Source organism: Wolbachia endosymbiont of Drosophila barbarae, from assembly GCF_044752445.1.
Classification (GTDB): domain Bacteria; phylum Pseudomonadota; class Alphaproteobacteria; order Rickettsiales; family Anaplasmataceae; genus Wolbachia; species Wolbachia pipientis.
Genome location: NZ_JBIXJM010000159.1, coordinates 1 through 8,347 on the forward strand (window position 1 = coordinate 1; position 8,347 = coordinate 8,347).

The 8,347-nt window shown below is 34.7% G+C and carries 6 protein-coding genes; 1 reads left to right on the top strand and 5 read right to left on the bottom strand.

From position 1 onward, the window contains the following. From ACIPNH_RS02980 to wmk, 4 genes are all read right to left on the bottom strand, one after another. Positions 1-1,254 (bottom strand): IS110 family RNA-guided transposase (locus ACIPNH_RS02980; RefSeq protein WP_400771638.1); only part of this gene is annotated, 1,254 nt, incomplete at its 3' end. Positions 1,255-1,464: 210 nt separating this feature from the next. Beyond that, entirely contained in the window at positions 1,465-2,364 is a 900-nt protein-coding gene (locus ACIPNH_RS02985; RefSeq protein ID WP_400771640.1) for a hypothetical protein, read from the bottom strand. Positions 2,365-2,636: 272 nt separating this feature from the next. Further along, positions 2,637-3,305 carry a JAB domain-containing protein gene (locus tag ACIPNH_RS02990; RefSeq protein WP_400771642.1) on the bottom strand — a complete coding sequence of 223 codons (669 nt, stop codon included), beginning with the start codon at positions 3,303-3,305 and terminating at the stop codon, positions 2,637-2,639. A 187-nt stretch (positions 3,306-3,492) separates the two neighbouring features. After that, positions 3,493-4,386 (bottom strand): WO male-killing family protein Wmk, encoded by an 894-nt coding sequence (wmk, locus tag ACIPNH_RS02995; RefSeq protein WP_400771644.1) that lies wholly within the window; start codon positions 4,384-4,386, stop codon positions 3,493-3,495. Between the two features lie 113 nt (positions 4,387-4,499). On the opposite strand from wmk, the gene ACIPNH_RS03000 reads away from it, so the two are divergent. Further along, complete coding sequence (locus ACIPNH_RS03000) at positions 4,500-5,417, top strand: Rpn family recombination-promoting nuclease/putative transposase (protein WP_400771645.1); 918 nt, start codon at positions 4,500-4,502, stop codon at positions 5,415-5,417. Here ACIPNH_RS03000 and ACIPNH_RS03005 read toward each other — a convergent pair. Next, a partial coding sequence (locus ACIPNH_RS03005) for an ankyrin repeat domain-containing protein (protein ID WP_400771646.1) occupies positions 5,414-8,347 on the bottom strand: 2,934 nt, incomplete at its 5' end. The two genes, ACIPNH_RS03000 and ACIPNH_RS03005, sit on opposite strands and share 4 nt — an antisense overlap.

Here is an 8,347-nt window from a genome sequence, read left to right on the forward strand (position 1 = left end):
ATATAACTTTTCATAGTAATCAATGCCCTTCTCTACATATTCCTGTCCATACTTTAGCATACTATAAAAAATGCACGCCAATTTCCTAGCCGTAGCGGTAATCGCTTTCGGTGCTCCTAGTCGTTTTTTTAACCTTCTGCAATATGCAACAATCCCACTGTTGCTTCTTGACACACATTGGGCAGCCATCCTAAAAGCATTTGCAGCACGAGCAATAACTTTGCGAGTTCTCGTCCCAAATACTTTTTCCCCTGTAACTTTATTAGCAGGACTTAGCCCCAACCAAGAAGTAAAGTGCTTCTCTGATGGCCATTTATCGTGGTTCAAACCAACTTCTGAGATAATTGTTTGTATAGTTAGCACATCAAGCCCAGGAACTTTAGTAAAATCAATACCGGTTACTCTATACAGTTCTTCGTGTAAAGGAAAGTCTGGTCTGTTTTTTGAAAACCTATTCTTTATTTTGCTGCATCGCTTATTCTCGTCAGATTTTGTTTCAAATGTTTTGTAATATTGTTCGATGCTTTTGTCGCATTCTGCTATTTTTTCCTGATAAATATTATACAATTCAAATTCTTGCTTTAACACAAATAAGAGTTCCTTTCTGTAGTCGCCTTTTAGCGCTTTTGCCATGGTAGATCTATCATTTTTTATCCGTACATCTCTCAATTCTGATAATTTTTCAGGATTCCTTTCACCTTCAATTATTGCTTTGATAATTTGCATACCGGTTACTCCAGTAATATCACTTATGACTTTGTGTAATTGAACGTTCATTTGAATTAACGCTTTTTGCATACGTAGAATATGTGTGGATGCACTTTCAATCAGGTTGCTACGTTGCCTAACGTAATTACGCAACACACACATTTGATCATCAGGTCTAAACGACCCATGGAGTAATCCATAGCTGTGTAATTGTTGTAACCATTGACAGTCTTGAACGTCGGATTTTCTACCAGGCACGTTCTTAATATATCGTGCATTTACCAATTTTACCTCAAATCCATATGACTCAAGTATTTGAAACAAAGGAATCCAATATACTCCTGTTGATTCCATAGCTACTGTTCTAATTTTACATTTCTTTAACCACCCTGCTAAGTTATGAAGATCAACTGTAAAGCATCCAAATTTTTTGACACGTTGTTCATCTCTTCCTTCAGGTACACATACATAATGTACAGCTGAGCCGATATCAATTCCTGCTGTATCAGGATTCACTATTTCTAGTTTACTTTTTGCCTTTATCATGGTAATTATCCTACTATAACTTATAATGGAGAAGCACTTAAGCTTGGGACGGTTAGATTATACAATCTTCTAATCGAGGTAGTCATAATAGACTCCATCAGTGGTTTAACCGTTCCTCCAAAACCACGCTCCTAAACGGGCACTTAAGCACCATTGATCAGTCGGTTATAACTGCAGAAGTACTTCTTGATAAATTATATATAAAAATTGCTATGGAAGTGAAGAAATAGTTTCTTTCCGGTTTAACAAGATTTTTTTCTTGTTCGACGCTCCTAATTTTACCTCTCCTGTGGTTAATCCTAAATTTTTTGTACCTTCCAATACTCTTGCAATATTTACCTTACTATTCTCAGAAAATTTCATAAAAAACGTCTGATTATCCATTTCCACGTCTTCTATGATTCCTTCATTTTCAATAGCACTTTCACCGATTTCTCTCAGTTCTTTAAGCCACTCATCTATCTGTGGACGAATCTCTTGATACAGTTTGTTATGCATTTCACTTATTCCCTTATCCTGCAATAGATCGTAACTGAATGTTGCTCCATTTAGCATCAATTCACATATTATGTCTTCCTTCTCATTTTCTTTGCATTTGATCGAAGGCATTTTCGATATCACCGTATCAGCAAAACTCTTCTGTCCTTCGCTATACGCATTTATCCTGATTCCAGTACTTAGTGCTTGATCTATAGTTTTGTTCAGTTCGTCTACGCTTTTTGCCTTTACTACTCTACTTTTAAACCATCTTAATTCTGCATTTTCACTTGCACTTGGCTCTATCTTGTTTAAGGCTGGAATAAACGGATTTTGACGATTTGAAGATTTTTTGTTATAAACCTCACGTCCTTCTCCAAGATTGATTGATTTTCCAGAAACATCGCTAGGGGAAGGCACACCTTCAGGCTTCTCAAACCTACTTTTATCATCAAATATTTTCGGTTTATTATCGGTCTCGTCTACAAATACAGACTGCTGGGTTTTCTTACCAGTACGCCTTATACCTTCAATAGCACTATATAGTCCTTTTGGTAACTTTTTAGAATCAATGATTAACTCATAAGTATTTCCATCTGTATCATCAAATGATACTGTTTTTTTAGTAGTCATATAGCCTCCTATTAATCATGTTATTCAAGTCTACAGAGCAATTTATTGCTTTATAATTAACTTAATACGCAAATTATAAAAAGATCTTGTATATCTTGCAACTATTTATAATAAAAGAATAGATTTTTTGGGACTTTTATTCTTTAATCACGACTTAATATACAAGCTATACAAAGATCTTTTGTATTGTGCAGTTCTTGCTCTTCAGATTCTTGACTAAGTTTTCTTGCTACTGTGTAGTAGCCAAACTTCTCAAGCAATTGAAATTTTGTTTATAACAGCTCTCTTTCCTTAAAACTGCAATATCCTTTGTCTGTCATAATAACATGATCCTCTAGTTCAATTCCCACTCCTTGACATGCTGATACTAATTCTCTAGTCATTACTTTATCATCTTCTGATGGTTCTAAACTCCCTCCTGGATGGTTATGAGCTAATATTATTGACGCTGCTTCCATTGATAACGCCTTTTTTACCACTTTCCTTTCAGATAAGTGTACTTCATCTATTGTACCAAAATACACTTCATCTCTTATCAGACGGTGCTGTTTATCCAAGTATATTATCAGGACAGCTTCTTTTGCTGAAAAGCCTATATTTACCCTTACATACTCTATCAGCTTTTCTTGGCTATCCATTACTGGGCCTCTCTTTAATCCTTCTCTGAGTGCTCTTTTATAAGCTTCTTTTACACATTCAATTGCTGCAGCTGCATGTTCGGTCATTCCTTCTATCATTTTCAAATCATCGATTTCTCGTCCTAAAATTTCTCCTATTCCTGGGCAGTTATCCATTAGAGTTTTAGTAACATCTTGTGCTTGCTTTCTGTCGTGAACTGCTCCTAGAAGCACTGACACTATCTCACGATCAAATAGAGCACTTCCTCCTCCACTCTGTAATACTCTCTCTATTTCTCCTGTAAGTTTTTCACTATTATTCATAAAATATACTCCTCGTTAATAACAAATTGTTTTTAATTATTTACTGCTGTTTTTTATCAGCATTGGCATAGAGCCATAGCTTCCGAGTGAAGTCAAATCAATTTCTCAATCTTTTTTACTTATTTTTTTATGAATAGGTTAAGATATTAATACATATTTATTTTCAAGTTATGTAAAAAGGTTGTTGTTAATCAATTATTTTAGAAATAACATCAGTAGAAAAACCTAACTGAAGTAAATTATTTACAACTTTCATTCCCTCTATTTTATTAATCTTCTCTTTGTAAATTTGCTTTCTTTGCAATAAAAATTCTACCCATATATTTAGCTCATCTCGTGATTCTTGATTGTCAATTTTTCTATATTCCCTCGTCCAACTTAATAACTCATTTTCTGCTTCACCATCTTCATAATTATCTTCTTCCTTTATCAGATCTTCAGTATCCACTGATAATTCTCTTGCTATTTCCCATAACCTTTCACTTAAAATGGTAACACTACCTTGTTCATAATGATGTATTTGCGAGGGTCCTACATTAAGCTTTTTTGCTAACTCTTCTTGCGTATATCCTCTGATTATTCTCCATTTTTTTATCTCTTGTCCTCCGTTTGGCTCGTATCTCTCTTTATCAGCATATTCCTCAGTTGATAAGCCCGTTGCTCGATAGATAATGTCATTATCAAACCCCGCCTTAACTAGATTCCTTGCAATTCTTATTCTTGCTGCTTTTATATTACTTTCTTCTTCAGCTCGGACAGATTTGGTTAATGCATAAATTGCTTTGTGTCCTCCTGTTTTTTCTATGAAATTATACATTTCCTGGGTCTTGGCTTTGTCGAAACAACTATCTTCTTTTAGTACTTTTCTTCTTGGAAAGAGATTTCTAATAGGAATTGATAACGCCTCTGCTAATATTTTTAACTTTTCAGTTGGAATGCCACATGTTCCTTGCTCGTATCTTATCAGTGTATGATAGTTTATGCCTGCCTTGTCTGCTAAGTTTTTCAGGGTATATTTTCTTTTTAACCTCCAGCTCCTTACTTTTTGCGCTATTTGGTACCTTATCGAGATATTTGCCATAAATATTATATAGGTTAATACTACAAAATAAAGATATACAAAATGTTTGCATTTTAGTTGAATATTTCTTCACAATTGTGTATAATCATTAATGCTTTTTATCTTACTTTCTCATGGCTTTTTCTAAATTTCTTGATGCACGCAACGATTATGCCTTCAAAAGAATATTTGGCACCGAGAAGAATAAAGATATTCTTATTCATTTCTTGAACGATATTTTAGGCTTTACTGGCTTGGCTGCTATTCACGATGTTGAATTCTTAGCTACCATTTTAGACCCTGAAATTGCCGCTAAAAAACAGAGTATTGTCGATGTTCTTTGTAAAGACTCTCAAGGTTCAAGATATATTATAGAAATGCAGTTCACTAAGACCAAGGGCTTCGAAAAGCGTGCCCAATATTATGCTGCTAAAGCCTACTCAAGTCAAGCTGATCAAGGTGATGATTATCATAATCTCAAGGAAATTATCTTCATAGCTGTTGCTGATTGTATTATTTTTCCAGATAAGGCTGAGTACAAATCTAATCATGTCATTTTAGATCAAAATAGCTTTGAACATGACTTAAAGGATTTTTACTTCGTATTCATAGAACTACCAAAATTTACAAAGACAAAAGAAGACCAACTAGAAAATATAGTAGAAAAATGGTGTTATTTTTTCCGATATGCAGCAGAAACAAACGAAGAGGACCTAGATAAAATAGTTGGTAGTGACATAATAATAAAACGAGCTTATGAAGAGATGAATAAGTTTAACTGGTCAGAAGAAGAGTTACTAGCATATGAACAAATGAAAAAACGCATAATGGATGAGATTGCTGCTTTTGCTCAAAAATTTGATGAAGGTGTTAGGGTTGGAGAAGAAAGAGGTATCCAAATCGGTCATGAAAAAGGCAGAAAAGAAGGTAAGGAAGAGGGCGAAAAACAGGCTAAAATTGCTGTGGCTAGGGAAATGCTTGCTGACAAAATGAATATTAATACTATTGCTAAATTTACTGGATTGCCCATTAGCGAAATTGAAAAACTTTAAGAGGGTGCTGATCTTCTTCTCATCTGATTAGCTGATGTTACATCGTTTAAGTTGGTTTCTGGTCGCATTTCCAAAATTTCACAATAATTACGACATGATCTAGCGTTTTCATTTTTTAAAATTTTAATAAGTCCCTGGTTACTTTTTTCCTCAGCTAAAATAAAAGGAGATTTCTTTAGGCTGTTTAGAGCGTTTACATTAGCGCCATTTTGTATTAAAAGCTGAGCAACACCCTTATGATCCTCTACTACTGCATCATGTAATGGTGTACAACCTTTTTCATCTTTAGAATCAACACTAGCACCTCCCTCTAATAAAGTCTTAACAACCTCATTGTTACCCTCTGCTGCTGCAATATGTAATAGTGTACAACCTTCTTCATCTTTTTGAGAGTCCGTACTATCTGACCATGAGTTATTTGCCTCCAAGTCACTTTTTCGATCTGAGTCCTGTTGTTCATACGATTTATCGCTGCCAACATTTGATTCTACTTCCACTCCTTCAACATCTTGTTTAATAACATCAACTTGGGCGTTACTTTGTAATGATATATTACTATAATTTTTATCGGAATTACTTAAGCTATGTGAATTATTGTTAGCTCTTTCTTCAGTAGTGTTGCCATGTTTAAAGCTGCTTTCCTCCTGTATACTACTTTCGTTAGTGTTAGAGAATCTAGAAAACCTCTCTTGTTGTTTACTACTTGACTGTACATTAATTAGACTATTTTTCTTGCAATAATCATGCTCCATCCCGATTCTATCTTCGTTTCCCTGTTTCAATATACTGGAACTATTGTCAGGACTACTTTGTTGTGATGTACTATCTTTATTACCACCAACGTTACTTTTGTTGCCAGGACTACTTTTTTCTGATTCAGAACTACTACTATCACTACCAATATTACCGCTTTGTTCTAACAGACTACGACTATTTTGTTGTGGTAGTGTCTTACCCTTACCAACACCAGATGCTTGCTCTTTTATAGCATAAGCTCCTTCACAAATATTATTAGAGTTATGCTTATATTGAGATGGTATTCGATTATAGTTGTCGTCTATTTTAGGATTAGCTCCCATCTTTAACAGTAGATTAGCTATATCAACCGTGTTCATGATATAAGCCCAGTGCAGTGGTGTTCTACCTTCATCATCCATGGAATCAATACTTTCACCTTCGTTAAGGAATCTTTCAGCAAGATGATACCTATCATCTTTTAGAGTAGCACGATGCAACCGTGTGTTTTCCCTGGAATTTCTTAGGCTTCTTTGTATATCAATAATTCGAGAACTACTTAGTGGTGATGTATTACCATAATTTTCACCAGAATTACCTAAGCTACCTTTACTGGAACTCTCATCACTTATATCATCGTTTTGCTTGAAGTCGTTTGATTGCGATTTGTCTGAATTATCTCTCTCCTCTTCAGAAGCATCATTTTGCAAAGAGATATTCTGCAAGTCGTTTCTTTCACTAGAGTTATTAACTTGCTCTAATGGACCACTACTATTTTGTTCTGGTGAACCACAAACACTTTCTCTATTACTAGAGCTTTCGTCACTATCGTAGTCATCAGATAAATCAAGATCTTTATAATTACTAGAAGAGACGCACAAATCTCCCTTATCTAAGCGTAATTCATCACCAACCAGAGAACGACTATCCTTCTCATCATCACTAGAAGAGACATACAAATCTTTCTCCAAAATTGATTCTTGTTTTTTGGAGTTATTATTACTATTATTGCTTAAACTATTTCCTTTCTCTGAATTGCTTTCTCGATTTGAGTCCTGTTGTTCATACGATTTATAGCTGCTAGCACTTTCCTGTTTCTGGAAATTGTTACCATTATTCAAACCGCTTTCCTGACCAGAGTTCTGTCGTTCAAAGGATGCTGATCTCCTTCTTAGCTGATTGTCTAATGCTAGACTATTTTTACCCAGCATTGCTGCATCATGTAATAATGTATAACCTTCTTCTTTTTGAGAACCCGTACTATCTGACCGTGAGTCATTTGCCTCCGAATCACTTTTTCGATCTGAGTCCTGTTTATAGAACTCATCTTCTTTCTGATGGCTACCTACTGACTCTTCAATATCTACATTCTGCCCAAGAGAATCATCTAGTGCAACCTTTTTTTCTGGTGGTTTTTGTGTATTTCCATCACTAATACGTGATCTTTTTTTCGAATACGGCGATGTAGGACTTTCACTCTGAGAACATGGGTTATTGTCATCTTTCACAGCTTCTGAATGAGAATGCGTCTTTTTAGTAATTAACTCTTTATTGCGCTGTTTCTTCCTTTCTTCAACACGGCCTTTTGTTTGTAAATCATCTAAACTATAAACATTCCCCTTTTCAGAACCACTTACTTGTTTTTTAAAATCATTATAATACTGCTTTCGTTTTGAATTTTTTATATATTTTAATAGCTCAGAAAAAACTTTCGAATTACCATAGGAAATAGCTACTTCCAGCGCATTCCTACTATCATTGTTTGCAAATTCAATATAGTTTTCTTCTTTACCTTTTACAACGCATTTTAGCAATCCCTTAACAACTTCTACATTACCACTCTCAGCAGCAAAATGTAGTGGTGTTTCACCTTTATTGTTTTCGCTTTTAACATACCGTTCTTTATCATTTACATATTGCAGTAACTTCTCAACAACTTTTATTTCACCGCTTTTTGTAGCAAAGTGCAGAGGTGTCTCACCTTTATTGTTTTCGCTTTTAACATACCGTTCTTTATCATTTACATATTGCAGTAACTCCTCAACAACTTTTATTTCACCACTTCTTGTAGCAAAGTGCAGAGGTGTCTCACCTTTATTATTTTTGCTTTTAACATAATCTTCTCTTCTGTCTTCACCTACATGATCTAATAATTTACTAACAACTTCTGCATTACCACCTCTAGCAGCAAAGTG